This is a genomic window from Aeromicrobium sp. YIM 150415 (genome assembly GCF_016918125.1).
GTDB lineage: Bacteria > Actinomycetota > Actinomycetes > Propionibacteriales > Nocardioidaceae > Aeromicrobium > Aeromicrobium piscarium.
Genome location: NZ_JAERWM010000015.1, coordinates 31,023 through 55,600 on the forward strand (window position 1 = coordinate 31,023; position 24,578 = coordinate 55,600).

Annotated in this window: 23 protein-coding genes; 9 read left to right on the forward strand and 14 right to left on the reverse strand. The window is 68.2% G+C overall.

What is annotated here, in order from left to right; genetic code table 11:
- Positions 1 to 6 precede the first annotated feature (6 nt).
- The gene (locus tag JL108_RS10430; RefSeq protein WP_143914643.1) at positions 7 to 933 is read left to right on the forward strand and encodes a ParA family protein; all 927 of its coding nucleotides are present in this window, start codon (positions 7 to 9) and stop codon (positions 931 to 933) included.
- The gene (locus JL108_RS10435) at positions 933 to 1,817 is read left to right on the forward strand and encodes a ParB/RepB/Spo0J family partition protein (RefSeq protein WP_205198220.1); all 885 of its coding nucleotides are present in this window, start codon (positions 933 to 935) and stop codon (positions 1,815 to 1,817) included. The genes JL108_RS10430 and JL108_RS10435 overlap by 1 nt, the downstream gene beginning before the upstream one ends.
- 74 nt (positions 1,818 to 1,891) lie before the next feature.
- Here the strand turns inward: JL108_RS10435 and trxA are convergent, their stop codons facing one another.
- The 12 genes from trxA to JL108_RS10495 form a co-directional block, all read right to left on the reverse strand.
- Complete coding sequence (trxA, locus tag JL108_RS10440; RefSeq protein ID WP_143914645.1) at positions 1,892 to 2,218, reverse strand: thioredoxin; 327 nt, start codon at positions 2,216 to 2,218, stop codon at positions 1,892 to 1,894.
- Between the two features lie 18 nt (positions 2,219 to 2,236).
- Positions 2,237 to 3,208: a thioredoxin-disulfide reductase gene (trxB, locus tag JL108_RS10445; protein WP_205198221.1), complete on the reverse strand. Its 972-nt coding sequence runs from the start codon at positions 3,206 to 3,208 to the stop codon at positions 2,237 to 2,239.
- 69 nt (positions 3,209 to 3,277) lie between these two features.
- Positions 3,278 to 4,858 carry a protein kinase family protein gene (locus tag JL108_RS10450; RefSeq protein WP_205198222.1) on the reverse strand — a complete coding sequence of 527 codons (1,581 nt, stop codon included), beginning with the start codon at positions 4,856 to 4,858 and terminating at the stop codon, positions 3,278 to 3,280.
- 71 nt (positions 4,859 to 4,929) lie between these two features.
- Entirely contained in the window at positions 4,930 to 6,558 is a 1,629-nt protein-coding gene (murJ, locus tag JL108_RS10455; protein WP_205198223.1) for a murein biosynthesis integral membrane protein MurJ, read from the reverse strand.
- Positions 6,551 to 8,617: a DUF6049 family protein gene (locus JL108_RS10460; protein WP_205198224.1), complete on the reverse strand. Its 2,067-nt coding sequence runs from the start codon at positions 8,615 to 8,617 to the stop codon at positions 6,551 to 6,553. Before JL108_RS10460 ends, murJ begins: the two co-directional genes overlap by 8 nt.
- 207 nt (positions 8,618 to 8,824) lie before the next feature.
- Positions 8,825 to 10,345: a CCA tRNA nucleotidyltransferase gene (locus tag JL108_RS10465; RefSeq protein ID WP_374190849.1), complete on the reverse strand. Its 1,521-nt coding sequence runs from the start codon at positions 10,343 to 10,345 to the stop codon at positions 8,825 to 8,827.
- Positions 10,346 to 10,360: 15 nt separating this feature from the next.
- Positions 10,361 to 11,656, reverse strand: coding sequence for an ABC transporter substrate-binding protein (locus JL108_RS10470; protein WP_205198225.1), 1,296 nt, complete (start codon positions 11,654 to 11,656; stop codon positions 10,361 to 10,363).
- Positions 11,657 to 11,689: 33 nt separating this feature from the next.
- Positions 11,690 to 12,847, reverse strand: coding sequence for a branched-chain amino acid ABC transporter permease (locus JL108_RS10475; RefSeq protein WP_143914651.1), 1,158 nt, complete (start codon positions 12,845 to 12,847; stop codon positions 11,690 to 11,692).
- Entirely contained in the window at positions 12,844 to 13,740 is an 897-nt protein-coding gene (locus JL108_RS10480; RefSeq protein ID WP_205198226.1) for a branched-chain amino acid ABC transporter permease, read from the reverse strand. The genes JL108_RS10475 and JL108_RS10480 overlap by 4 nt, the downstream gene beginning before the upstream one ends.
- Before the next feature lie 244 nt (positions 13,741 to 13,984).
- Complete coding sequence (locus tag JL108_RS10485) at positions 13,985 to 15,850, reverse strand: AMP-binding protein (protein WP_307837241.1); 1,866 nt, start codon at positions 15,848 to 15,850, stop codon at positions 13,985 to 13,987.
- Positions 15,847 to 16,647 carry an ABC transporter ATP-binding protein gene (locus JL108_RS10490; RefSeq protein ID WP_205198227.1) on the reverse strand — a complete coding sequence of 267 codons (801 nt, stop codon included), beginning with the start codon at positions 16,645 to 16,647 and terminating at the stop codon, positions 15,847 to 15,849. Before JL108_RS10490 ends, JL108_RS10485 begins: the two co-directional genes overlap by 4 nt.
- A 121-nt stretch (positions 16,648 to 16,768) precedes the next feature.
- Positions 16,769 to 17,551 (reverse strand): ABC transporter ATP-binding protein, encoded by a 783-nt coding sequence (locus JL108_RS10495; RefSeq protein WP_205198228.1) that lies wholly within the window; start codon positions 17,549 to 17,551, stop codon positions 16,769 to 16,771.
- A 118-nt stretch (positions 17,552 to 17,669) separates the two neighbouring features.
- Between JL108_RS10495 and JL108_RS10500 the strand changes: the two genes are divergently transcribed.
- Positions 17,670 to 18,263 (forward strand): TetR/AcrR family transcriptional regulator, encoded by a 594-nt coding sequence (locus JL108_RS10500; protein WP_205198229.1) that lies wholly within the window; start codon positions 17,670 to 17,672, stop codon positions 18,261 to 18,263.
- Between the two features lie 139 nt (positions 18,264 to 18,402).
- Here JL108_RS10500 and ppgK read toward each other — a convergent pair whose 3' ends face one another.
- Positions 18,403 to 19,149, reverse strand: a complete 747-nt coding sequence (gene ppgK / locus JL108_RS10505) for a polyphosphate--glucose phosphotransferase (protein ID WP_205198230.1) — start codon at positions 19,147 to 19,149, stop codon at positions 18,403 to 18,405.
- A 327-nt stretch (positions 19,150 to 19,476) separates the two neighbouring features.
- On the opposite strand from ppgK, the gene JL108_RS10510 reads away from it, so the two are divergent.
- The 6 genes from JL108_RS10510 to JL108_RS10535 all read left to right on the forward strand — a co-directional run bounded on the left by JL108_RS10510 (position 19,477) and on the right by JL108_RS10535 (position 23,276).
- Positions 19,477 to 20,394, forward strand: coding sequence for a DUF808 domain-containing protein (locus JL108_RS10510; RefSeq protein WP_205198231.1), 918 nt, complete (start codon positions 19,477 to 19,479; stop codon positions 20,392 to 20,394).
- 97 nt (positions 20,395 to 20,491) lie between these two features.
- The gene (locus tag JL108_RS10515; RefSeq protein WP_205198232.1) at positions 20,492 to 21,049 is read left to right on the forward strand and encodes an alternate-type signal peptide domain-containing protein; all 558 of its coding nucleotides are present in this window, start codon (positions 20,492 to 20,494) and stop codon (positions 21,047 to 21,049) included.
- A gap of 4 nt (positions 21,050 to 21,053) precedes the next feature.
- A complete protein-coding gene (locus JL108_RS10520) occupies positions 21,054 to 21,611 on the forward strand; it encodes a signal peptidase I (protein WP_205198233.1) in 558 nt (185 codons plus the stop codon).
- Positions 21,608 to 22,177 (forward strand): hypothetical protein, encoded by a 570-nt coding sequence (locus JL108_RS10525; protein ID WP_205198234.1) that lies wholly within the window; start codon positions 21,608 to 21,610, stop codon positions 22,175 to 22,177. Before JL108_RS10520 ends, JL108_RS10525 begins: the two co-directional genes overlap by 4 nt.
- Positions 22,171 to 22,794: a TasA family protein gene (locus JL108_RS10530; protein ID WP_205198235.1), complete on the forward strand. Its 624-nt coding sequence runs from the start codon at positions 22,171 to 22,173 to the stop codon at positions 22,792 to 22,794. The genes JL108_RS10525 and JL108_RS10530 overlap by 7 nt, the downstream gene beginning before the upstream one ends.
- On the forward strand, positions 22,791 to 23,276 hold the full coding sequence (locus JL108_RS10535; RefSeq protein ID WP_205198236.1) for a hypothetical protein: 486 nt from the start codon (positions 22,791 to 22,793) through the stop codon (positions 23,274 to 23,276). The genes JL108_RS10530 and JL108_RS10535 overlap by 4 nt, the downstream gene beginning before the upstream one ends.
- A gap of 209 nt (positions 23,277 to 23,485) precedes the next feature.
- Here the strand turns inward: JL108_RS10535 and JL108_RS10540 are convergent, their stop codons facing one another.
- Positions 23,486 to 24,577, reverse strand: coding sequence for an inositol-3-phosphate synthase (locus JL108_RS10540; protein ID WP_205198237.1), 1,092 nt, complete (start codon positions 24,575 to 24,577; stop codon positions 23,486 to 23,488).
- Position 24,578: the final 1 nt, after the last annotated feature.

Genomic DNA, 24,578 nt, shown 5'->3' on the forward strand with positions numbered 1-24,578 from the left:
ATGAGCATGGAGCAGACCCCGACCGCCGCTGACTTCGCGCGACCGGACTTCGAGGAAGATGCCTCGACACCGTTGGCGACGCAGGCGCGCGACCACGTCGACCTGATGGAACGCCTGTCGACCGTCGGTGAGTTCGGGTCCCCGACCAGTTCACGAGTCTTCGTGGTGGCCAACCAGAAGGGCGGCGTAGGTAAGACGACGACCTCGGTCAATATCGCTGCCGCGATGGCACTGCGGGGACTGTCGGTGTTGCTGATCGATCTGGATCCGCAGGGGAACGCCTCCACCGCCACCAATATCGAGCACGGCAGCGGCACCCCCGGCACCTACGAGGTCCTGCTCGACGGCATGGCCATCGATGACGCCGTACAGCAGGCGCCCGATATCCCGAACCTGACCGTCGTGCCCGCCACCATCGACCTCGCGGGAGCCGAGATCGAGCTGGTCTCGCTCGTCAGCCGCGAGCAGCGACTCCGGCAGGCCATCGACAGCTACGTCGAGAGCCACGATGTCGACTACGTGTTCATCGACTGTCCCCCCTCGCTCGGACTCCTCACCGTCAACGCCATGGCCGCCGCACGCGAGGTATTGATCCCGATCCAGTGCGAGTACTACGCCCTCGAGGGCCTCAGCCAGCTCCTACGCAATATCGAACTGGTGCAGCGTCACCTCAACCCAGACCTGGACGTCACCACGGTCCTGTTGACGATGCACGACGCACGCACGAATCTCTCCGCCAGCGTGGCGGCCGAGGTGCGCCAGCACTTCGGAGACCGTGTCCTGCAGACAGCGATCCCGCGGTCGGTCAAGATCAGCGAGGCGCCGGGGTACCAGCAGACCATCCTGACCTACGACCCGACATCGACGGGAGCGCTGTCCTATCTGGAGGCGGCGCGGGAGATGACCACCCACTATCCGCAGAAGGAGCAGTGATGGCGACGCGACCGGGACTGGGAAGAGGACTGGAGGCGCTCATCCCCACCTCCCGTGCGGCGGCACAGCGCGAGGGACTGGCCGAGGTCGAGGGTGCGCGGTTCGCGGAGATCCCGGTGTCGTCGATCCAGCCGAATCCGAAGCAGCCGCGGACGGTGTTCGACGAGGACGACATGACCGAGCTCGTCCACTCCATCCGCGAGGTCGGACTGCTGCAGCCCATCGTGGTCCGCGAGCTCGGCGAGGACCGCTATGAGCTGATCATGGGGGAGCGCCGCTGGCGCGCTCACCAGAAGGCGGAGCTCGACACGATCGCCGCGATCGTGCGGCAGACCACCGATGAGGATCTGCTGCGTGACGCACTGCTCGAGAACCTTCACCGCTCGCAGCTGAATCCCCTCGAGGAGGCCGCCGCCTACCAGCAGCTGTTGGAGGACTTCGGCTGCACGCACGACGAACTCTCCGACCGCATCGGTCGATCACGGCCGCAGATCACCAACACGATCCGGTTACTGAAGCTGTCCCCGGATGTGCAGCGCCGCGTCGCCGCGGGGGTGCTATCGGCAGGCCATGCCCGGGCGCTGCTCTCGGTCACCAGCCCGCAGGTGCAGGACCGCCTCGCTCAGCGTGTGGTCGCGGAGGGAATCTCCGTCCGTGCCCTCGAGGAGATCGTGCGATTCGGTGAGGAGGAGTTGACGCCGGCGGCGCGCAAGCTGAGCACGCGGCCCACCTCACCGAAGGTCGCGGAGCTGTCGAGCCGGCTGTCGGATCACTTCGACACCAGGGTGAAGGTGCAGCTCGGTAAGTCGAAGGGCAAGATCAGCATCGACTTCGCGACCATCGACGATCTCGAACGTATCGTCGGCCTGATCAATCCCGAGTAGGCTCACGGCAATAAGTCGACAAATAGATAAATCCCCTTGTAGAGAAATCTACAAGGGGATTTATCGTCAGTAGATCAGGAGACGTAGTCGCTGATCTCCGAGAGAATCGCGGACTTCGGCCGGGCGCCGACGATCGACCGGACGACCTCCCCGTTCTGGTACAGGTTGATGGTCGGCAGGCCGGTGACCCGGTACTGCGCGGGTGTCACCGGATTCGCATCCGCGTCCATCTTGACGACGGTCAACGAGCCGGCGTGCTCCTTGGCGATCTCCTCGAGGATCGGCGAGACCTGGCGGCACGGACCGCACCAGGAAGCCCAGAAGTCGACGAGCACCGGCCCGTCGGCCTTGAGGACCTTCTCCTCGAAATCAGCGTCGGTGACTGCGGCGATGTCTGCCATGGGTACTCCTTCGGGTTGTCATTCGGTGAGGGCGGCGGCGGGAGCGGGTTCGCCCGCCTCCGCGAAGTCGGCGAGGTAGCGCTCGGCATCGAGGGCCGCCGAGCACCCGGTGCCCGCAGCGGTGATGGCCTGGCGATAGGTGTGGTCGACCAGATCTCCCGCGGCGAACACGCCTGGGAGGTTCGTGGCCGTGGTGCCGGGCTGGGTCAGCACATAGCCTTCGTCGTCGAGATCGACCTGGCCGGTCAACAGCTCGGAACGCGGATCGTGCCCGATCGCGATGAACAGGCCGCTCACCGGAAGTTCGCGGGTCTCCCCGTTGACCGTGTCGCGCAGCGTGATCGACTCCAGATTGCCGTCACCGTGGATGGCGGCCACCTCGCTGTTCCAGGCGAACTCGATCTTGGGATTGTTGAGGGCGCGCTCGGCCATGATCTTGCTGGCGCGCAGCTCCTCGCGGCGATGCACGAGCGTGACCTTCTCGGCGAATCGCGTGAGGAAGGTCGCCTCCTCCACGGCGGAGTCGCCACCGCCCACCACCGCGATCTCCTTGCCGCGGAAGAAGAAGCCGTCGCAGGTCGCACACCAGCTGACACCGTGGCCCGAGAGGGTGTCCTCGCCCTCGATACCGAGCTTGCGGTAGCCCGATCCCATGGCGAGGATCACGGCATTCGCCGAGAAGGTCCTGCCGTCGGCGAGCGAGACCGTCTTGACCGGGCCGGTGAGATCGACCGAGGCCACGTCATCGGCGATCAGCTCGGCACCGAAGCGCTCGGCCTGGGCGCGGAACTTGTCCATCAGCTCCGGCCCCATGATCCCCTCGGGGAAGCCGGGGAAGTTCTCGACATCGGTGGTGTTCATGAGCGCGCCACCGGCGGTCACGGAGCCCTCGAACACCAGTGGGTACAGGTTCGCGCGGGCGGCGTAGACGGCGGCGGTATAGCCCGAGGGGCCCGAGCCGATGATGATGACATTACGGACGTCGGTCATGTGTGGACTCTTCTGTCGAGGACGGAACTATCAGGGAGAACGGATGGAGCGGCGCAGACATTCCCGAGATCAGCGACCGCGCACCGCGACCGCGCGGATCTCGCCACGATACTCGTCGTTGCCGACCTGTGGGAGCGAGCGAAGCCACACCACGACGTACCGGCTATAGGTGTCCGAGGGAAGGGCGATCGCGGCGTCCTCCCCGGCTCCGTCGAGCACCGCGACCTCGCGCAGCTCCGACAGGCTCGACGGCGGCTCCTGCTGGGTCGATGGTGTCGTCAGGATGGAGACATCGGTGGGACTGCCGGCCAGCCGCAACTGCACCTGCTCGACTTGGGAGGGGCGACCGAGGTCCAGCACCAGACCGACCCCGTCCTTCAGCCGGCCGAGCGCGGGATCGCCGTAGTACGTCGAGGTGTACCAGCCCGATTCGGCGTCGTCGTCCAGGGCGTTCTCGACCAGCTGGGGATTCTCGGCACGGTCCGCGCCCTGCGGATCGAAGTCGAGAGCCCGGTCGATCGGGAGCACGGTGGTCGGGGCGGTCGCCGTAGGCGTCGACTCGAGCGGCGGGCCGCCCTCGTGGGTGGCCTGCTGCACCAGGAGAGCGAGCACGGCGACGATCGTGACAGTGCCGAGCACGCCCAGGAGCACCAGGCCGCGGTCGCCCCGTGCGGCGGCGCGCAGCCGGGCGCGCCCCCGCTCGGCTCGTGTCGGAGGAGCCGGCTCGAAGGCCTTGGGGCGGCGCCGTGGGGGCGTCAAACCCGGCGGTGGTCCGGACGGCTCGATCACCGGATCGAGCCGTAGCAGATCCGGGGAGGACTGCCGTGCCTCGCCCGCGAAGGCGAGGGGCGCCTCGTCGTCCTCGCCCACGAGGTTCAGCACGTGGGCGATGTCGGCCGCGGTGGTGAGCGGGGTCTGGTGGTGGCGCGGCGGTTGCCCCAGGATGCGATCGCAGACGGTGTCGATATCGCGGGCCACACCGGCGCGCACCCTGCGAGGCCGCAGCAGCCGGCCGTGCTCGGTGGGGGCCGCGCGCAGGCCGTCGGTGTGCCCGCCGGGCCAGCGGCTCACCAGGCAGGCATAGAGGAGCTTGCCGATCGCCTCGACATCGGCGCGTTCGTAACCTGCCTTGTCGGCCTCGGAGATCTGATGGTCCGCCGGTGCCAGCGCTGTCGCCACGCCGAGCCCGACGATCCGTACGGCGCCCGATTCCTTCAGGAGGATCTGATGGGGCGTGAGCCGACGGTGGTACACGCCGTGCGCGTGTGCGTGGGCGATCGCATCGGCGACCTCGGCGATGATCGTCACCGCCCGCCGGTTCGGGAGAGGAGCCTCCTGCAGCACCTGACTGAGCGGAACCGCCCGTGCCCACTCGCGGACGATGCCGTGATAGCCGTCGTCGTCCTCGATGAGATCCAGCACCCGCAGGAAGTGATGATCGGTGACCCGGGTGGACTCGCGGGCGGCCTGTAGGAAGTTCGCGGCCCGTGGATCGCTCGCCGGCAGCAGCTCGAGCCGCACATTGCGATTGAGGACCTGGTCGTGGGCTCGCCAGTTCGAGCAGCCGAGCCGCTCGCTGACCAGGTCGTGGAGCTCATAGCGGTCGGCGATCACGACCCCGGGCGTCAGGGCACGTCGTTCGCTCGTCACCGCATCCTCCTTCCGACCCCCCTCATCCTAGGCGTTCGCCCCATGCGTCGTGTCAGCCACGCCCGAGAGCCCTAGCGCCGTCGCGACCCCACCAGGCTCGTGAGCACATAGCGCAGCTCGTTCATCCCGAGCACCTCCGCCATGAACAGATAGGTGACCGTTCCGACGCCACCCACGACGCAGAGTTGCGCGATGGCGGTCGTGGCGCCGCCGGGTGTCGGCTCGAACAACACCCAGACGAGGCTCGCGGCCACCATGACGCCGCACATCATGAGGGTGAGCAACGCCATCTTCAGCAGGAACCAGGCCATCTCGTGGTCGACCAGTGTCCCGCCCACGCGCCGCGACAGCAGTGCGAAGGCGACCGCGAGACCGATCACATAGGCGAGGCTCCAGCAGACCGCGAGCACGGTGGCGACCCAGACGGGCTCGACGAGGCGCGTCGCCACGACGGCGGTGCCGAGGTTCACCGCCATGATCACCAGTTGGATCCAGAACGGCGTCCGCGTGTCCTCCATAGCATAGAAGCCGCGCAGGACCACGTAGTGGATCGTGAAGGCCACCATCCCGAGGGCGAAGGCGGAGATCGTCATCCCGATCGCCGGGTTCTCGCCGGGCAGGAGCCGGGCCAGCGACGGCCCGAGGACGCCGACGGCGACCGCGATCGGGACGACGAGGCTCACGACGAGCCGGAGCGTGCGCCCGATCTCGACGCCGACCCGGTCCACACGACCCGCGGCCGCATAGGCGGAGAGCGTCGGGATGATCGCGGTGGCCACGGACACGGTGATGATGCCGTGGGGCACCTGGGCGAGCAGGAAGCCGAAGTCGTACACGGTCGTGCCGGCCGCCGGGACGTCGCGCGCGCGCCCCTCACTGGTCGCTCGCACACCCAGCCGCGCGATGACGAAGAAGGCAATCTGATTGACGATGATGAAGCCGAGCGTCCAGGCGCCGAGCCGCAGCGTGTGCCCGAGCCCGACCCCGCGGAAGTCGAAGCGTGGACGGTACCGGAATCCGACGCGCCCGAGGAACGGCACTAGCACGGCGGCCTGGATGACGATGCCGAGCGTGGAACCGATGCCGAGCAGCAATGACTCGGCCGTGGAGAATCCCCCGGTTCCACCACGATCGGCGCCGAAGACGACGGCATAGATGCCGAGCACGACCAGGGCCGTCAGATTGTTCACGATCGGCGCCCACATCATCGGCCCGAAGCGCTCGCGGGCATTGAGGATCTGGCCGACGAGCACGAATGCCCCGTAGAAGAAGACCTGCGGCAGGCACAGGAGCATCAGCAGATAGGCCGACTGGCGCTGGGCCGTGAACTCCGGGGTGAAGAGATCGGCGTAGATGATCCGCATGATGAGCGGCACTGCCAGCATCAACAGGATCGTGGCGCCGAGGAGCACCAGCATGCCGAGCGTGATGATGCGGTTGGCGTACGCGTCCCCGCCATCGGGATCGTTGCGCATAGCCCGGACCAGCTGCGGCACCAGCACGACATTGAACACCCCGCCGGCGACGAGGATGTAGAGCGAGTTGGGTATCGAGTTGGCGGTGTTGAACAGATCGGCATTGAGTGCCGTGCCGATCACCGCGATCAGCAGGACCGAGCGCAGCAGTCCCGTCGCCCGGGAAACGACCGTGCCGAGCGCCATCCACGCGCTCGCGCGCGCCAATCGAGGAGCGTCAGCCATCGTCATCGCTCTCTGAGAGTCGCCGGAAACCGCGTCTCCGGAAACGGCGGCTCATCGCGAACACGACGCCGGCGACCGCCACGCCCATCGCGACCCAGACGATCGTGCCGACCTGGCTCGACCGGACGTTGAAGGAGGCCTCGGAGCCGACGGGACGGTCACCGGCCATGGCCTGTGCGGTGATCGTCGTCGAGTTCTGCCGCCCGAGGTCGATATCGGCGTTGACGGTGCGCCGCTCACCGGGAGCGACGTCGATCGGGTCGAGGCGGTTCGAGCTGAGCGCGGGATTGCCGGGGGTCAGCAGGATCGACACCGAGATCGGCAGCCGGGTGGGGTTGTTGACGGTGAGCGGGAAGCTCCCCTGACTGCTCGATAGGGTCACGGTCTCGGGGCCGAGCACCTCGATGCCCGCGAGACTGCCGTTGCGTTCGACCGCCTGCTGCTCGGCGGTGCGGACCGCCCTCTCGGGAACGGAGCGCCACCGCACGGAGACCGCGGAGGCGAGTTCGCGGTCGGCCTGCGAGCCCTCGGCCGCGCCGGCACTCACGGCTGCGACCGCGTCCTCGGCCTCGAGCAGGTCAGCGGCCGCACTGAGCACCGTGGGAGACAGCGGCTCGGAGACCGGATTGGCGGGGAGCTCGCCGTCGTAGCCGTCCACTCCGCTGGTGACGAGACGATCCAGGGTGGTGCCTTCGACCAGCTCGTCTCCGCGGAGCGAGGCGGCCAGGGCGCTGGTGTTCGCCCGGGGCTCGGGGATCCAGTCCGGATCGACGAAGGTGACGGCATCCGCGGCGGACTCGGGGTCGGCCGCGCGGGAGAGGGTCGCGAGGGCGGCGCGGGTCAGCACACGCTGGCGCAGCGAGACAGTCGTCTCGACCTCGTCGGCGCTCCCCAGCGTGTCGTTGACGGCCAGCAGGGCGGGACCGTGTTCGGCATCGACGGTGACCAGGGATCCGTCGCGCTGGTCCCACTGCGGCAGAGCCGAGGCACGCACGATCGTCGGGGCGTCGCCCTCGGCGCGATGACGTTCGAGCATCGCGTCGGTCACGCCGGTCTCCATCGCCCACCGTGCGGAGCGGCCGGTGATGCCGTGTTCGTCCAGGGCCGACTGGGTGGCGGCGGCAACCTGCGGTGAGAGCTCGGCGGCGAGATCCGGGCGCTCGGAGAGTGCCGCCCAGTCCGGCCGGTCGTAGTCGATATTCCACACCGAGGAGCGGCGTGCCAGGGCCACGAGGTCGTCGTGGAAGGACTGCGCCTGCTCGCGGGCCTCGTCGCTCACATCGTCGAAGGGTCCCTCGCCGTCGGCCATGCGCTGGCTGGCATCGAGCACCGCGGGGTCGATGACGAGGCTCTGTGCCTCCACGGGCAGGGCGGCGGCGAGATCCAGCTGGCGGCGCAGCCTGCCGTTCTCACCGACGGCGGTCCGGAGGGCCTGGACGTCATCGGCCTCGTCGTCGCGGCGAGGGTCCAGGACGAAGGACCACACGAGCCCGCCGTCGATCGGCGACGCGGGGTCGTCGATCCACGGCAGGAAGGTGGTCGCCCGGGCCACCGAGTCCTGCGGTCGGACGCCGTCGGGGTCAGTGGCGAGCAGCTGCACGCCGACCGGATACACGCCGGGCGCCCCCGTGGGGCCGACCTCGTCGAGGGGGACGGAGAGGTCGTACCGGGCGGTGTCACCCGGGGCGATGTCGCCGACCTCGTCGAACAGGCCGATGGTCGTGACGCGTTCGCCGGTGTAGGTGCTCGAGCTCCGGACGGCCGTCTCGACCTGTTCGCGGGTGGTGAAGGGCGACCGCGCCATCACCAGATAGGCCTGGACCGAGCTCCATTCGCCGTCGGAGGTGTTCTCGATCCGCCCCGAGACCTCGATCGTCGCGTCGGCCGTCAGCTGGGAGGGGGTGAGCGTGTCGATGGTGACAGTGAGCCCCCCGCCCGGATCCTCCTCGTCCTCCGCCGCCTGGCTCGGGCTCGGAAGCAGCACGGTGAGCCCCAGGACGAGCCATCCGGTGAGGGCGGCCACGAGGGCGCGCCGGCGGCCGGCAGATCGGAAGCTCACCGTCCCATCCTAGGGTGGCGTTGTCTGATGCCCGGACCGCGACGCCGAGGTCGGGCGACTCCACCCACCCCACCCTGGGCGGTGACTTACGCACCCCTCAGGTCCAGGGGCGGTGGGATAGGCACCTCTCGAGCGTGGCGACGGGTGCGTAAGTCACCGCCCATGCGGACGAGAGGTGCGTAAGTCACCGCCCCGGAGGGGGTGGGGTCAGGACCTTGCCGCCCACCACGAGCGCAGCGCCTCGGACGCGTCGTCCTCGCCGAGCGGGCCGCGATCCATCCGCAGCTCCAGGAGGAAACGGTAGGCCTCGCCGACCTCGCGGCCGGGACCGATCTGGAGGATCTCCATGATCTGATTGCCGTCGAGATCGGGTCGCAGGGAGTCCAGCTCCTCCTGCTGGGCCAGCTGGCCGATGCGGCGCTCCAGGTCGTCGTAGGTGCGTTGCAGCCGGAGCGCCTTCTTGGCATTGCGGGTGGTGCTGTCCGCCCGCGTGAGGATATGGAGGCGTTCGAGCTCGGGTCCGGCGTCGCGGACATAGCGACGCACGGCCGCATCGGTCCACTGGCCCGACCCGTACCCGTGGAAACGCAGGTGCAGCTCCACCAGTCGGCATACCGCGTCGACGACGTCATTGGAGTACCGCAGCGCACGCAACCGCTTGCGGGCGAGCTTGGCGCCCACCACATCGTGGTGATGGAAGGTGACGGTGCCGTCATCGGTGAACCGGCGGGTCTTGGGCTTGCCGATGTCGTGGAGGAGCGCGGCGAGGCGGATCACCAGATCGGGGCGTTCGTCGAGGCGGTGCTCCAGATCGATCGCCTGCTCCAGCACGGTGAGCGAGTGCTCGTAGACGTCCTTGTGCCGGTGATGCTCGTCGCGCTCGAGGCGCAGCGCCGGCAGCTCGGGGAGCATCTGGTCGGCCAGGCCGGTGGCGACGAGCAGCCGCAGACCATCGACGGGCGATCCCGCGCACAGCAGCCGGGACAGCTCGTCGCGGATGCGTTCGGCCGAGACGATCTGCAGCCGCTCGGCGAGCTGGGTCATCGCCTCGACGACCTCGTCGCTGGCGGACACATGGAGCTGCGCGGTGAACCGCGCCGCGCGCATCATCCGCAGGGGATCGTCGGAGAAGGAGAGCTCGGGAGCCACCGGGGTGCGGAGACGGCGGTCGGCGAGGTCCTCGACACCGTCGAAGAGGTCGACGAACTCGCCATCGGGCAGTCGCACGGCCATCGCGTTGATGGTGAAGTCCCGACGCGAGAGGTCGCCGTCGAGGGTGTCGCCGAAGGCGACGACGGGCTTGCGCGTCGCGGGGTCGTACTCGTCGGTGCGGTAGGTGGTGATCTCCAGCTGGTCGCCGCCCTTACGGGCGCCGATCGTCCCGAAGTCCCGACCCACATCCCACACGGCATCCGCCCAGCCGGCGAGGACCGCCTCGATCTGATCGGGCGTGGCGGAGGTGGCGAAGTCGAGATCGTGCACCGGCAGGCCGAGGAGGGCGTCGCGGACAGGACCGCCGACCAGCACCAGCTCGTGTCCGGCATCGGTGAAACGGGCGCCGATCTCGCCCAGCACCGGGTAGGTGGAGAGCAGGGATTCCAGGCGCCGGCGTTCGAGATCGGTCAGGTCGGACACGGTACGCCAGCCTACCGGCCGCACGCGAAGAACCGAGATCTGCTCCCGGATCGTCGTCCGGGATGGGGACCGGTTGACGAAACGGGAGCAGATCTCGGCTCGGGGGGATCAGTTCAGCGCGAAACAGGGCTCGGTGTAGTCATAGCCCTCGGCGGTCGGCCCGGCGGTCAGCTCCTGCGCGATCGTCACGCCGGTCATGGCCTCGGTGTCGACCCCGCTGATGACGCTCGAACGCCACGCGACCTCCGACGGGTCACCGGCGTTGTTGCCGGCCTCGTTCGGCAGCATGCCCTCGTAGTCGACCTCCTCGAGCTCGCCCGCGGCCTTCACGAGGTTCTCCCGCGTGATGCCACCGTCCATGTCGGCGGCAGCCTCCATGGCGGCGAGCAGCGGGTAGCTCCACACCCAGCCTGCGGTGTAGCCGTCATTGGGCGTGACGCCGTCGAGTGCCTCGCGCATCGCCTCATGGCCCGCGCTGTCGGTGTCCCACGGGCCCCACGGACCGGCCTGGAAGTACATCGCCTCCAGCGCCGGTGCGGCGGCCGACTGCAGGAGCGCGGGGTTCCAGGTCGGGCTCGACCCGACCACGGTGCCCTGCCAGCCCTGCTGCGCGGCGCCACCGACGATCGTCGCCATCTCGGCGGGACCGGTGGTGACCACGATGAGGTCCGGCTGATTCTCCAGCACCGCGGCGACCGCGCCGGCCTGATTGTCCTGGCCGGTCGGCGTCTCGACCTCGACGAACTCCAGGTCATTGGCCTCGGCCGCGGCCTTGGCGCCCGCCGCGGCGTCTCCGCCGTAGTCGTTCGGGTACTTGATCGCCATGACCGTGCCCTCGACGCCACGGTTCTCGACCGCCCAGTCGACGCCGTTCATCGCCTCGAAGCAGTAACTGGCGCCGCTCTGGAGGATCTGATCCTCGAAGTCCCAGGCCGAGTTCCACGAGGCCGGGATGCCGATGACGTCATCGGCCTTCATGTCATCGAGGATCGCGAGGGTCTGCGAGGACCCGAGGGTCTGCGCGAGGGCGAGGATCTCACCGCGCATCTCCTGGTAGCGCCGGTTGTGGATCTCGGGGTTGTACTCGGCATCGGCGATGTGCTCGCTGATGTTGATGTCGTAGCCGCCGACGCCGCCGTCCTCGTTGACGCGCTCCCAGAAGGCCTTCTGGGCATCGGTGATCGGGACGGCGAGCGGCGCGAACGGCCCCTTGGTGAGGTCGGAGATCGCACCGAGGTAGATGCAGCCGTTGTCCTCGTTGACCGCATCGGGACACGCTTCGTCGGTGATGCCGGGGCCCGCCTCGCTCGACGAGTCGTCTCCGCCGCCGCGACACCCGGTCAGGACGAGCGCGGCGATGGACGCACCCGCCACCGCTCGGGTGATGAACCTGCGTTGCTTCATGGTGTTCCTTTCGGAGGGATCAGGTGATGGGGATCAATAGGAGAAGGGCCAGCCCTTCCAGTAGTTCCGGATGCGCATCCAGATGCCGTACAGACCGCGCGGCTCGAAGATGAGGAATCCGATGATCAAGAGGCCGTAGAGGATGGCCTCGAACTGGAAGACGTTGATGATGCCGCCACCGACGGTCGATGTGCTGATGACGGGGAACAGGTGGGCGATCTCCTGCGCGATACGGGGCAGGGCGGTGATGAACATCGCGCCCATGATCGACCCGGAGATGGTCGCCACGCCGCCGATCAGCACCATCGCCAGGTATTGGATGCTCAGCAGCAGGCCGAAGGCCGCGGGCTCGAACACCCCCACCACCGCGTAGTACATCGCTCCCGCCACGCCGGCGAAGAAGGACGACATCGCGAAGGCCATCACCTTGTAGACGGTCAGGTTGATGCCGATGACCGCCGCGGCGACATCGCGATCGCGGACGGCCGAGAAGGCGCGGCCGACACCCGATCGGGCGATATTGCGACCGAGGATCGCGAACACGATCAGGAAGACCAGGGCCAGGAAGAACTGCTGCTGGTCGCGGCTCAGGCCGAGGCCGAACAGCGATCCGCCCTCGGAGAAGCGGATGCCGAACAGTTCGAGGTCCGGTCCGCGGCGGCCCACGCCGGGCCCGCCGGTGAGGGTCCGCGCCTCGCGGAACACGTGCTCGCCGAGGAACACCAGTCCGAGGGTGACGATGGCCAGATACAGGCCGCGCAGGCGCACCGCGATCGGCCCGACGATCAGTCCGGCGATCGCCGCCACGATTCCGGCGGCCGGGAGCCACACCCACATCGGCATGCCGTAGCCGATCAGTCGGCCCTCGGGATCGCCACCGAGCACTGCCGCGGTGTAGGCCCCGAGTCCGAGGAAGAAGGCGTGGCCCAGGGAGACCTGCCCGGCATAGCCGGTGACCAGGTTGAGGCCGATGGCGCCCACCGAGGCGATGAGGCCGAGGGTGAAGACCAGCAGAAGGTCGTCGGTGAAGAAGAACGGCACCCCGAAGGCGGCCAGCACGAGCAGGACGGTCGACCGGCGCTTGGCGGGCGTGTTGATGAGCGCCATGTCCTGGCGGTACGCGGTGCGCAGCCGCGGCCGTCCGCGCGGGGGACGTGGGGTACGGCGCGGTGACGTGACGGTGGCGGTCATACCCGCTCCACCTCCTTGGTGCCGAAGAGTCCATAGGGTCTGACGAGCAGCACCAGGAACATGAGCGCGTAGGGGGCGACCAGCGCGAAGTTGGCGCCGAGGAAGGGCGCGACGCTCGGCTGGTAGACGGCGGTGAGCGATTCGACGATGCCGACAGCGAGCCCGCCGATCACCGCCCCGGGCAGGCTGTCGAGTCCGCCGATGATGATCGCCGGGAGGGCCTTGAGCGCGATGATCCAGGTGTTCTGCTCCATGCCGGCCGACCCGGCGGCCACGAAGGTGCCCGCGATGGCGGCGAGCCCGCCGGCGATCGCCCACGCGAGGGCGAAGATCGCTCCCACGCGGATGCCCTGGGCCAGCGCCGTCTCCTGGTTGAGCGCCGTGGCACGCATGGCGAGCCCCGCCTTGGCATACCGGAAGAAGAGCACGAGGGCGATGACCGTCAGCAGCGTCACGACGATCAGCGAGACGCGCTGATGGCTGATCGACAGCCCGAGGAACTCATAGCGCCGCGAGCCGTTCGGGAAGGTCACGATGCGCGGATCGGGGCCCATGTACCGGTTGGCGAAGATGCGCAGCACGATGTCGACACCGATGGTGATGATCGCCAGGGTGAACACCGGCTTGCCGACCATCGGCCGGAGGGCCAGCCGTTCCACGGCCATGCCGAGCAGCGCGCCGAGCACGACGGCACCGGCCAGGCCGGGCCAGAACGGAAGGCCGATCTGCGTGGTCAGGTGATAGGTGAACAGTCCTCCGCACACCATCAGCGCCGGCTGGGCGAAGCTGATCACGTGCGTGGCCTTGTAGATCATGACGTAGCCGAGGGCGAGCAGCGCGTAGATCGCGCCCTGGGCGAAGCCGTTCAGCACGGCCTGGGCGAACGTGGTCATGCGCTCACCTGCCTGTGGTCTCGATACGCCACGCGCTCGCTGCGCTCGCCGTGGCTACTCGACCACCGGGTGCCGGTTCCTCGGTGGTTGAGTAGGCGTGCGGTGGGGTGGTTTCGATACGCTCCGGTCGCTGAGCGACCTGCGCTACTCAACCACCGGCTTGCTGCGCCTCGGTGGTTGAGTAGCCGTGAGGAACGAGCGGCGTATCGAAACCACTGCTCGGACGTGAATACGGGAACGGGGCTCATGCGCGCACCTCTTCGTCGTACATGTCGGCGATCTCCGCGGCGAACTGCCGGGTGATCGCGGGACGCTTGATCTTCTGGGTGGCGGTCAGCTCGCCCTGCTCGTGATCGAGCTCCTTGGGCATGAGCCGGAAGCGCTTGATGGTCTCGACCGAGGCGAACTTGGTGTTCGTGGCCTCGACCACCTCCTGCACCAGCTCGATGACCTCGGGCTTCTGCGACAGGTCGCGGTAGGTGGTGAACGCGAGCTTGCGCCGTTGCGCCCAGTCGCCCACGGTGTCGAGCTCGATCCCGATGAGCGCCGTCAGATACTTGCGACGGTCGCCGATGACGATCGCCTCCTTGATGTACGGCGAGGACTTCAGGCTGTTCTCGATCTCACTCGGGGAGATGTTCTTGCCGCCCGCGGTGATGATGATGTCCTTGATGCGGTCGGTGATCTTCAGATGCGTGCCGTCGACCCATTCGCCGACATCGCCCGTACGGAGCCACCCGTCCTCGGTGATCGTCCGCGCGGTGGCTTCCGGGTTGTTCCAGTAGCCGGCGAAGGTGCCCGCGTGACGTGTGAGGATCTCCCCGGTCTCGGGGTCGAGGCGCACCTCGGCACTCTCCTGCGGCTCGCCGACGGTGCCGACCTTGATGCGCCCCGCCCGATTGGCCGTGGCGATCGCGCTGTTCTCGGTCATGCCGTAGACCTCGTGCATCGGGACGCCGATGCCCATGAAGAACTCCAGCACCTCCGGGGCGATCGGCGCCGCACCCGAGGCGGCGTACCGTGCCTTGCCCAGGCCGAGCCGCTCGCGCAGCGGCCGGTAGAGGAACACCCAGCCGGCCGCGTACGCCAGCCGCGTCGCGAGGGTGTGGTTGCCGTCGTTCTCGACCAGACGGCGCCCGATCCACTGCGAGACCTTCATCCACAGCCCGAAGTTGAGCTTCTTGAGCCGGCTGGCCCCGCTCATCCGGATGTGCACGCCGGCGGCGATCTTCTCCCAGATCCTCGGGACGCCGAACACGATCGTGGGTTGCACCTCGCGCAGCGCGACCTGGACGGTCTCGATCGACTCGGCGAAGTTGACCTGGGTGCCGACCGCCGCGTTGAACCAGGTGGTGAACACGCGTTCGGCCACATGGCACAGCGGCAGATAGGAGACGATCAGGTCCTTGTCGTTCGCCGGGGGGTCGACGAAGGCGCCGTGCTGGGCGAGGGTCTCGATGACGAACTCGATATTGGCGATCGTCAGCATGGCGCCCTTGGGAGGACCGGTGGTGCCGGACGTGTAGACGAGCGTGGCGATGTCGTCGTCCTGGGCCTGCTCGGCGCGGGCGTCGACCGCGTCGGGATGGGCGTCGCGGTGCTCGGCCCCGCGTTCGAGCAGCTCGGTCCAGGACAGCAGCCGCGGATCGGTGTAGCGGCCGGCGATGCCCCGGGGCTCGATGTAGACCAGGTGGCGCAGCTCGGGCAGCTCGTCGATGATCTCGAGGGCCTTGTCCAGCTGCTCCTGGTCCTCGGCGATCAGCACGGAGGTGCCGGAGTCGCGCAGCACGTGCAGCACCTCGGCGGCCGGATTGGTGGGATAGAGACCCACCGTGACGGCCCGCACCGCGGTGATGCCGATATCGCTGAACAGCCACTCGCAACGGTTCTCGCTGTGGACTCCCACCCGGTCACCGGGCTCGACGCCCAGGGAGAGCAGGCCGTGGCCCACGAGCGTGGCCTGCTCCCAGTAGTCCTCCCAGGTGATCTGATCCCAGATGCCGAGGTTCTTCTCGCGCATCGCGACGGTCCCCGGCGACGTGCGGGCGCGTTCGCGGATGCGCAGGGGCAGTGTCGTCCGGGCGGTGGCGTTCTCCTGCCGCTCGTTCACGAGACCTCCTCGATGACGGGGTCCTCGTCGCCCGCGCCGAGATAGGCGCGGATGACATCGGGATGGCTTTGGACCTCGGCCGGCGTGCCGAGGGCGATGGGCGTGCCGAAGTCCATCGCCATCACCCGGTCGGCGAGGTCCATCACCAGGCCCATGTCGTGCTCGACGAGGATCATCGGGATCTTCAGCTCGTCGCGGATGTCGAGGATGAAGCGCGCCATGTCCTCGGTCTCCTCGCCGTTCATGCCGGCGACGGGCTCGTCGAGGAGCAGCAGCCGGGGCTCCATCGCGAGGGCGCGTCCCAGCTCGATCCGCTTCTGCACGCCGTACGGCAGCATGCCGACGGGGAGCTCGCGGTAGCCCTCGATCTCCAGGAAGTCGATGATCTCCTCGACCCGCCGGCGATTGGCGATCTCGCTGCGCTGCGCGCGCCCGAGCCAGGCGACCGCCCACGGCCAGCTGTAGCCGAGATGGTGGTGGCGTCCCAGCATCAGGTTGTCGACGACATTGAGGTTCTCGAAGAGCTCGATGTTCTGGAAGGTGCGGGCCAGTCCGCGGGCGGCGATCCGATGGGGCCGCTCGCCGAGGATCGACGTGCCGTCGAAGCGCACGTCCCCGGCTTGGGGCCGGTAGACCCCCGAGAGCACGTTGAAGATCGAGGTCTTGCCGGCGCCGTTGGGGCCGATGATCGCGAACAGCTCGTGGCCCTGGATGTCGAAGGAGACTCCTCGCAGGGCCTTGACCCCGGCGAAGCTCAGCTCGACATCCTCCACCGAGCAGATGATGTCCTCGCTCATGCCGGCACCGCCTGAAGAAGAAGCACGATAGTCCCCCAAGCACTCCGCTGCGCTCCGTGCAGGGCGGTACCCCCACGATCCCGGCATTCGTCAGCACCCATCGTTCGCTCGCTGCGCTCGCTCATGACAGCCACCGCTTCCTGCGCTTGTAGTGCTTGAGGTCGCGGTACGAGGTCGCCAGTTCGCCCCGGCCGAGGTAGAAGTCGCGGATATCGCTGTCCTGGAGCAGAGCCTCGGCGGGCTGATCCATGACGATCTTGCCGTGCTCCATGACGTAGCCGTGGCTGGCGATCGAGAGCGCCATCATCGCGTTCTGCTCCACGAGGAGGACGGTCGTGCCGCGCTGTTCGTTGATCTGAACGACGATGTCCTTGATCTGGGCCACGATCCGCGGTGCCAGACCCAGGCTCGGCTCGTCGAGGAGCACGATGTCCGGCTGTGCGACGAGGGCGCGACCCATCGCGAGCATCTGCTGCTCGCCGCCGGACAGGTACCCGGCCGTGCGCTTGCGGCGCTCCTTGAGCACCGGGAACAGCTCGTAGATCTCCTCGATGCTCTCGCTCAGTCCCCCGCGGCGTGTGTGGCCGCCGACTCGCAGGTTCTCCTCGACGGTGAACTCGCCGAAGACCCGGCGGCCTTCGAGTACCTGTCCGAGTCCGGCCGCGACGATCCGGGGCGCGTTCCAGCGCTGGATCGGCTTCTCGTCGAGCAGGATCTGACCCTTGGTGATCTCGCCGTCGTGGATGTCCAGCAGACCCGACAACGCCCGCAGCAGCGTCGTCTTGCCGGCACCGTTGGCACCGAGCAGAGCGACGATCTGTCCGCGGGGCACCGTCAGGCTCACGCCGCGCAGCACGAGGACGACGTCGTTGTAGACGACTTCCAGGTTCTTGACGCTCAGCACGTGGTGACTCCCCCTCCTCCTTGGTTGCGCAGCATCCTGACACATGGATGTGAGCGACGTCACGAACTTTATGCAGATGTAGTGAAACTTTTTCTCGACGGGGGTAGGTTGACTGCTCATGGAAGGCTCACGGCAGACCGACGGCCGGGTGCGGCGCGCCGAACGGACACGCGCCTCGATCGTCGACGCCCACGTGCGGCTGCTGCGTGAGGGGACGCTCAAGCCCAGCGCCAAGACGATCGCCGAGGCCGCCGGCGTGTCGGTCCGCACGTTGTGGCTCGCCTTCGGCGACATGGAGAGCCTGTTCGCGCAGACGGTCGCCTACTGGTTCGTCTCCGACGATGCGCTGGCGGTCGTGATCGATCCCGCACTGGAGCTGGAGCAGCGGATCGACCGCTTCTGCGCGGCCCGTGCCCGCCGCCTCACCAATATCGCGCCCGCCGCCCGCGCGGCGCAGCTGATGGAGGCGTCCTCCTCGACACTGCGGGGAAGCCGCCGTGCCCACATCGAGAACGTGCGAGTGGAGATCGCCGAGGTCTTCGCCGCGGAGATCGCCGTCTCGGCCGCTCCCGAGACGCTCTGCGATGCGCTCTTGGCGGCGAGCAGTTGGAACTCCTGGTCGATCCTGCACGATGATCTCGGCCGCACCGCCGAGGAGTGTGAGACCGCGATGCGTCGCGCTTTCACGGCGCTGTTGGCCGGGTGTCGCTAGACCTCCGAAAGGGGCGACGGTCAGGGACCGAGGGCGATGCGTTGCGGCTGCTATGGCCGCCGTATCGCATCATCATCCGTGCGGACTTGCTCGAAACTCGATGCGTTCAGGTCGCGGCGGGAACCACGACGCATCATGATCAGGCCTCGTCGTGCGCGAGGGCCGCGGCCCCGATGATGCCGGCATTGTTGCGCAGGTCGGCGGGGATCATCTCGGTCCGTACGTCGATGAGCGGCATGAAGGCCTCGTAGTTCTTGCTGACGCCGCCGCCGACGATGAACAGATCCGGTGAGAACAGCCGCTCCAGATGGCGGAAGTAGTGATGCAGTCGCTTGGCCCATTGGGTCCAGCTGAGGTTCTCGCGCTCGCGTGCACTGGTGGCGGCGTAGTGCTCCGCGTCGTCGCCGCGCAGCTCGAGGTGGCCGAGCTCGGTATTGGGCACGAGGGTGCCGTCGACGATCAGCGCCGAGCCGATACCGGTGCCGAGGGTGATGACCAGGATGACGCCGTCACGGCCGCGAGCCGCGCCGTAGCGTGCCTCGGCGACTCCCGCCGCATCGGCATCGTTGACGACGTGGACCGGATGTCCGAGACGCTCGGTGAAGAGTGCGTCGACATCGGTGTCGATCCAGCTCTTGTCGATATTCGCGGCCGACCGGGCCACGCCACGCTGAACCACCGCTGGAATGGCCACACCCGTCACCGCGGGCAGCTCCAGTCCTTTGTAGGAGCCGATGATCTGCTCGGCGACATCGGCGAGCGCCTCCGGGGTCGACTTCTTGGGGGTCGCGAAGCGAGTGCGGTTGCTGGCGAGACTGCCGCTCGTCAGATCCACCGGTGCTCCCTTGGTGCCCGTACCACCGATGTCGATGCCGAAGCCGATCATGGGCCGAGTCTAGTGTCCTGCGCCGAAAGTTCATCACCGCTTTTCGCCGCCTGGGGGCACCTCCCGCGAGCGCTAGCGAGTGGGGGAAGCGGCGCTCCGCGACGTTGGCGTCACTCGAAAGGCGCCTCCCCCAAGCACTCCGCTTCGCTCCGTGCAGGGCGGTACCCCCAGCCTGCCCGCGCTCCGCCGTGGGGGTACCTCCCTGGACGGAGTCCTTGGGGGATTGCGGAGCACCCACTCAGACGACGCCTCTCGGCAACGAACCTCCGACGCAGGACACTAGTTCTGCCGGCTCGCCTACGCTGAGCCGGTGAACGGATCGGATCGGTGAGCGGCGGGCTGGCCGCATTGCTCGATGATGTGGCCGCGCTCGCGCGGCTCGCCGCGGCTTCGGTGGACGATGTCGGCACGGCGGCCGGGCGGGCGAGTGCCAAGGCCGCCGGTGTCATCGTCGACGACGCGGCGGTCACCCCGCGCTACGTGCGAGGCCTGGATCCGCGGCGTGAGCTCTCGGTGATCGGCCGCATCGCCAAGGGCTCGCTCCGCAACAAGCTGATCTTCATCCTCCCGGCGCTGCTGGTGCTCAGCCAGTTCCTCCCCTGGCTGCTGACTCCCCTCCTCATGGTCGGCGGTGCCTATCTGTGTTTCGAGGGTGCGGAGAAGCTGTGGGAGAAGCTCCGTGGCGAGAGTCACGACGAGGTGCCGAGGACACAGGACGGTCCGGAGTCCGAGGATGCGGTCGTGTCCTCGGCCGTCCGGACCGATTTCATCCTGTCCGCGGAGATCATGGTCATCGCCCTCAACGAGGTGTCCTCCGAACCGCTGCTGTCGCGGGCGATCATCCTGGCCGTCGTGGGGGTCGCCATCACGGCCCTCGTCTACGGGGTGGTCGCCCTGATCGTGCGGATGGACGATATCGGGGTGGCCCTGGCCGAGCGCTCGTCGAGATTGGCGCGGCGCATCGGACGCGGACTGGTCAAGGCGATGCCGAAGGTGATGACGACGCTCGCGACGGTCGGGGTCGTGGCGATGCTCTGGGTGGGCGGGCACATCCTGCTCGTCGGCTCCGAGGAGCTCGGCTGGCACGCGCTCTACGAGGCGGTGCACCGCCTCGAACCCGCGAACATGGTCGCGGGCTGGTTCGTCAACACCGCGGCCTCGGCGCTGTTGGGCCTGATCGTGGGTGCCGCCATCGTCGCCGGGTGGCACTGGATCGGCTCCCGCCGCCAACCACATGTGGGTTAGATCACATACAGTCTTCCGTTTATCCGGAGCGTGAGCTCCAATAGTTCTCGGGAGCCGATCGTCCGTTTCGATCGGCCATGAGACCGGGAGAGACGACATGCGCAAGACCACCAAGGGAGCACTGGCCGCGGGAGCGGCCGCGGCACTGCTGATCGGGGGCGCCGGCACATTGGCGTACTGGACGGCCGAGGACTCGGCCGATGGCGGCCCGGTCGCCTCGGGCAACCTCACCCTCGCCTCGAATGACGACTGCGACACCTGGGTCTACGCCGCCGGGAGCGCTTCGGCGGGTGAGACCGTGACGGCCTTCGTGCCCGGTGACGTCGTGACCACCACCTGCAGCTTCGCCGTGGGTGCGACGGGCGACAACCTCGCCGCCACCGTGGACGTCCCCGACAGCCTCGAGTTCACGGTGCCGGCCGAGGCGGCATCGTTCGCCGCCGATGTCGACGCCTCCTTCACCTTGGGCGGCGCCGCCCTCGCCGACGATGCCACGATCACCGAGGACAACGACGGTGACGTCCTGGCGGCCACCTTCCTGGTCGAGTTCCCCTATGGCGACGCCACCGCGGTCAATGTCGACGACATGCAGGACATCACCGCCACGCTCGACACCTTGACGGTGACGTTGACCCAGGTTGATCCGAACCCCTGAGCTCATGGCAGCCCACCGTCGCCGCCCGGCGACCGTCAGGGCCGCCGTGCTCCTGGTCCTCGCCTGGATGGGGATCCTCGGCGCGACCGCGGCTCTCCTGGCCGCCGTGGTGGTTCCCCGACTGGCCGGCGCGACACCCTACGCGGTCCTCACATCGTCGATGGAGCCGACGCTGCCACCGGGAACCCTGGTGGTGGCGCGGCCCGTCGCGACCGGCGACATCGGGGTGGGCGATGTCATCACCTATCAGCTGTCCTCGGGCCGGGCGCTGACGGCAACCCATCGGGTGACCGCCATCGAGCAGCGACTGGACGGTGAGCGCAGCTTCGTGACACAGGGCGATGCGAATGCCGCGGCCGACCCCGAGCCGGTGCGTCCGGTCCAGGTGCGCGGAGAGCTCTGGTACGCCGTGCCCTATCTCGGGTACGCGCACCGCTGGCTCACGGGCGCCCAGCGGGCCACGTTGACGCTCGTGATCGTGGGCGGGCTGTCGGTCTACGCCCTGGCGATGTTCGCCGGTGCCTGGCGTGATCGTGCCCGATCGCGGCCGGTGTCCCGATGACGCCCCTCCTCGGGGCGGTTGCGGTGTTGTCCACGTTGCTGCTCCCGGCGATGCCGGCGCCGGATATCGAGTTGTCCCCCGGCGGCGGCAGCGCCACGATGACGGAGCCGTTGTTCGATCCCGAGGCGCGGTGGGTCCCCGGCGATATCTGGGAGACGAGCATGGTGGTGCGCAACGCCGGTCCGACGGCCGCTAATGCGCGTTTCCAGGTCCTCGTGGAAGGCGACGAGCATCTCTACGGCGAGGGGATGCTGTGGTTGGATGTGCGCATCGACGGTGGGCCGTGGCGAACAGTCGAATGGTCCACGTGGACGCCGGGAGGGACCCTCGAGGCGGGTGAGAGCATTCCGGTCGAGCTACGGGGTTTCTTCCACGAGGGCGCCACGAACAGGCACCAGGACAGCAGCGTCGACCTGGAGGTGGTGTGGCAGGCCGCCGGGCCGCGCGCCGGTGCGGGCGAACTCCCCGGTGCGGGCACCGTGATCTCGCCCTGGTGGATCGTGCTCGGCTTGTTCGTCGTCTCTCTCGGCGTCTGGGCCCGCCGTCTGAGGGAGGAGCGATGGTGACCGCTGAGCAGCGCCCTCGACTGTTGGCCGTCCTCGTCTGGGTCAGCGGCGTGGTGCTGATGCTCGCCGTCGGCGTGGGCGGCACGATGGCGTTCTGGAGTGACGAAGCGACGGTCGAGACCGGGAGCCTCGACGCAGGTCGGCTCGATGTCACGCTCAACGGAGAGCTGGCCGGGGAGGGAGGCGTGCTCGTCGATACACAGTTCCAGATCGCGGATCTGGTCCCCGGTGAGAGCTTCGCGCGGATCATCGCGGTCGGCAACGGCGGAACGGTGCCCCTCGACTACACGATGACCGGGTCGACATCGGGAACCCTGGGGGCCGCCCTGCGCTGGACCGTCGTCCCCGGCGGAAGCGCGACCAATGCGGGGACCGTCGCGGGCGGCAACCGGGCGGGCAGCTGCACCGGAGGCTCGAGCACGTATCCGAGTGCGGCGATCAGCGGTTCGGCCACCAGCCCGACCGGCGTCATCGCCACCCCTCGTCCACTGGCGGTCGGCGCCAGCGAACAGGTCTGTGTGATCGTCGCCCTCGACGCGAACGCGGACTCCACGCTGCAGGGAGCCACCGCCACCGCCCGCTTCGTCGTCACCGGCATCCAACGTGGTGCGCCATGAGGCGACGCTGGAACCTTGCGACGGCCGGAACCGTGGCCGCCGTCGTGGCGACGACCAGCGCGGCCTCGGCGGCCTGGACCGATACCGCCACCCTCGACACCGCGTCGATCGGCGCCCACCAGGTCGTGGCCCAGGCGCAACCGGCCTGCGAGACCTACGGCGGGATCCTGGGTCTGCTGACCGGGGCGCGGATGACGTGGTCCCACGTCGACCCGCGCTACGAGTACTTCTGGGTGGCCCGCCGCGCCGACAACTCGACGGTGGTGGCGAGCGGGGTGGTGACGCCCACCGGGCCCGCCGGCTCCACCGTGACCTTGGAGATGACCACGAACCTGCTCGACTTGGGGCTGGGCTCGAGGAGACTGAACATCGCCGTCACGGCCCGTCTTCGAGGTTCGGCCAGCTGGGTCGCGGAGACGTCGACGAGTACACCGGTGACGACGAGTGCCGTGCTTGTCGGCCTCAATGTCCGCTGTGGCTGAGCCATGACGAAGGGCCGGACCCCAGGGGATCCGGCCCTTCGTCATCGAGCTGAGTGCTCAGCGCTCCTCATCACCACGGCAAGCGCCTCTGTGCCTTGCGTCGGGCGGTCAGCGCTCCTCGTCACCGGCGCAGGCCGCTTTGCAGCTGACGTGAGCGCTCAGCGCTCCTCATCACCGCGGCAAGCGCCTCTGTACCTTGCGTCGGGCGGTCAGCGCTCCTCGTCACCGGCGATGAAGGCTTCGAGCTTGGCGCGGCCTTCGGTGTCCTCGCGCTGCACCGGCGGGCTCTTCATCAGGTACGACGAGGCCGAGATCAGCGGTCCGCCGATACCGCGATCCTTGGCGATCTTGGCCGCGCGGATCGCGTCGATGATGATGCCGGCCGAGTTCGGCGAATCCCACACCTCGAGCTTGTACTCCAAGTTCAGCGGAACATCGCCGAAGGCGCGTCCCTCGAGGCGCACGTAGGCCCACTTGCGGTCATCGAGCCAGGCGACATAGTCCGACGGGCCGATGTGCACGTTCTTGTCATCGATCTTGCCGGCGAGGGAGCCGTGCAGGTTCGACGTCACGGCCTGGGTCTTGGAGACCTTCTTGGACTCCAGCCGCTCGCGCTCCAACATGTTCTTGAAGTCCATGTTGCCGCCGACGTTCAGCTGATAGGTGCGATCCAGCGACACGCCGCGGTCCTCGAACAGCTTGGCCATGACGCGGTGCGTGATGGTGGCACCGACCTGGCTCTTGATGTCGTCGCCGATGATCGGCACGCCGGCGGCCTCGAACTTGGCAGCCCACTCCGGGTCCGAGGCGATGAAGACCGGCAGCGCGTTGACGAAGGCGACACCCGCGTCGATCGCGCACTGCGCATAGAACTTGTCGGCCTCCTCCGAACCCACCGGGAGGTACGACACCAGCACGTCGGCGCCGGTCTCCTTGAGGACCTGCACGACGTCCACGGGATCGCCGTCGGCCTCCTCGATCGTCTCGGAGTAGTACTTGCCCAGACCGTCGAGGGTGTGACCGCGCTGCACCGTGACACCCGTCGGGGGGACGTCGGTGATCTTGATGGTGTTGTTCTCGCTGGCCTGCGTGGCCTCGGCGAGATCGAAGCCGACCTTCTTGGCGTCGACGTCGAAAGCGGCCACGAACTCGATGTCGCGCACGTGGTAGTCGCCGAACTGCACGTGCATGAGCCCGGGGACGGTTCCGGCCGGATCAGCGTTCTTGTAGTACTCGACGCCCTGGATCAGGGACGTGGCGCAGTTTCCCACGCCCACGATCGCTACGCGTACCGAACTCATG

Bases quoted from the DNA above. Each gene is read 5' to 3' on its own strand.
- JL108_RS10520 (WP_205198233.1), top strand. From the start codon at position 21,054: ATGGCAGCCCACCGTCGCCGCCCGGCGACCGTCAGGGCCGCCGTGCTC.
- JL108_RS10530 (WP_205198235.1), top strand. From the start codon at position 22,171: ATGGTGACCGCTGAGCAGCGCCCTCGACTGTTGGCCGTCCTCGTCTGG.
- JL108_RS10470 (WP_205198225.1), bottom strand. From the start codon at position 11,656: ATGAAGCAACGCAGGTTCATCACCCGAGCGGTGGCGGGTGCGTCCATC.
- JL108_RS10540 (WP_205198237.1), bottom strand. From the start codon at position 24,577: ATGAGTTCGGTACGCGTAGCGATCGTGGGCGTGGGAAACTGCGCCACG.
- JL108_RS10430 (WP_143914643.1), top strand. From the start codon at position 7: ATGGAGCAGACCCCGACCGCCGCTGACTTCGCGCGACCGGACTTCGAG.
- JL108_RS10535 (WP_205198236.1), top strand. From the start codon at position 22,791: ATGAGGCGACGCTGGAACCTTGCGACGGCCGGAACCGTGGCCGCCGTC.
- JL108_RS10515 (WP_205198232.1), top strand. From the start codon at position 20,492: ATGCGCAAGACCACCAAGGGAGCACTGGCCGCGGGAGCGGCCGCGGCA.
- trxA (WP_143914645.1), bottom strand. From the start codon at position 2,218: ATGGCAGACATCGCCGCAGTCACCGACGCTGATTTCGAGGAGAAGGTC.
- JL108_RS10500 (WP_205198229.1), top strand. From the start codon at position 17,670: ATGGAAGGCTCACGGCAGACCGACGGCCGGGTGCGGCGCGCCGAACGG.
- murJ (WP_205198223.1), bottom strand. From the start codon at position 6,558: ATGGCTGACGCTCCTCGATTGGCGCGCGCGAGCGCGTGGATGGCGCTC.
- JL108_RS10525 (WP_205198234.1), top strand. From the start codon at position 21,608: ATGACGCCCCTCCTCGGGGCGGTTGCGGTGTTGTCCACGTTGCTGCTC.
- trxB (WP_205198221.1), bottom strand. From the start codon at position 3,208: ATGACCGACGTCCGTAATGTCATCATCATCGGCTCGGGCCCCTCGGGC.
- JL108_RS10490 (WP_205198227.1), bottom strand. From the start codon at position 16,647: ATGAGCGAGGACATCATCTGCTCGGTGGAGGATGTCGAGCTGAGCTTC.
- JL108_RS10475 (WP_143914651.1), bottom strand. From the start codon at position 12,847: ATGACCGCCACCGTCACGTCACCGCGCCGTACCCCACGTCCCCCGCGC.
- JL108_RS10435 (WP_205198220.1), top strand. From the start codon at position 933: ATGGCGACGCGACCGGGACTGGGAAGAGGACTGGAGGCGCTCATCCCC.
- ppgK (WP_205198230.1), bottom strand. From the start codon at position 19,149: ATGATCGGCTTCGGCATCGACATCGGTGGTACGGGCACCAAGGGAGCA.
- JL108_RS10480 (WP_205198226.1), bottom strand. From the start codon at position 13,740: ATGACCACGTTCGCCCAGGCCGTGCTGAACGGCTTCGCCCAGGGCGCG.